Raw genomic sequence first — 835 nt, 5'->3', positions numbered from 1 at the left:
TTCAAGGCTTCAAAATTGTTCAAATTTTAATCAGCATACTTTTTGACACACCACCCAAATAGTATATCTAGCTTTTCTAATTGCGTAGACAATTTATCTTTCCATTTACGCATTTTATCAAGATCAACCTGCCTAGCCGTTATCAATCTAGCATTATCGATATTATTTGGTGCATTGACTTGTAAATTCCATTCTAGCCTGTTCCTAATAGACTTTAAGGTATGGTAAAACTTTTCATCTATACGAGAATGAGAAGATTCAAATTGCTCCGAACATAATATTGTTTGGATTAAACCACTTGGCATTGAACCCCAAGCATTTCTCGACTTGCAAAACATCTTAGATAGTCTTACTATTTTTCTTAAATTATCAGTTTTCGCCTTGATTTCGTCAATAAACCAATCGTCTAAAGCTTTAATGTCTCTAGCAGACCATATATCTCCAGCATATTCATAATTATAATCATCTTGCCACTCAGAATATTTTGATCTTTTAAATATGGCAAAATCAATGTGATAGCCAGTTGTATAACGTACCCTAACACATCCTGTCTTTACTTCTGGTTCTTCTGAAAACTGATGCATCTCTCGCTTTAACGCATTGGCTATCATACTTCTTGTCGCTAAAGGTCCCAAACTACCTAGGTTGTCTGATTCAAAAACTATAGCCACATCTATGTCATAGTCCTTTCTATCATTTTGGACTATGGTATGCATTGCCATAGATCCTTGCGTCCTAGATTCGGCAATCTTATAACTAGGGGCTGTATAGAATTGGGAAATAGTTGAAAAAAATAAGCAACGCCTTACACTCTTGTTTACCACAACAAAGAGAA

At 35.0% G+C, this 835-nt stretch carries 1 protein-coding gene; it reads right to left on the bottom strand.

The genetic code is table 11. The features are described 5' to 3' along the window. Positions 1 to 26 precede the first annotated feature (26 nt). A partial coding sequence (locus EI162_RS14345) for a cyclic GMP-AMP synthase DncV-like nucleotidyltransferase (protein WP_413038402.1) occupies positions 27 to 835 on the bottom strand: 809 nt, incomplete at its 5' end.

Origin of the sequence: Psychrobacter sp. FME6 (genome assembly GCF_014861365.1) — a bacterium.
Taxonomy (GTDB): Bacteria; Pseudomonadota; Gammaproteobacteria; order Pseudomonadales; family Moraxellaceae; genus Psychrobacter.
This window is presented reverse-complemented; position numbering and strand designations above follow the sequence as displayed.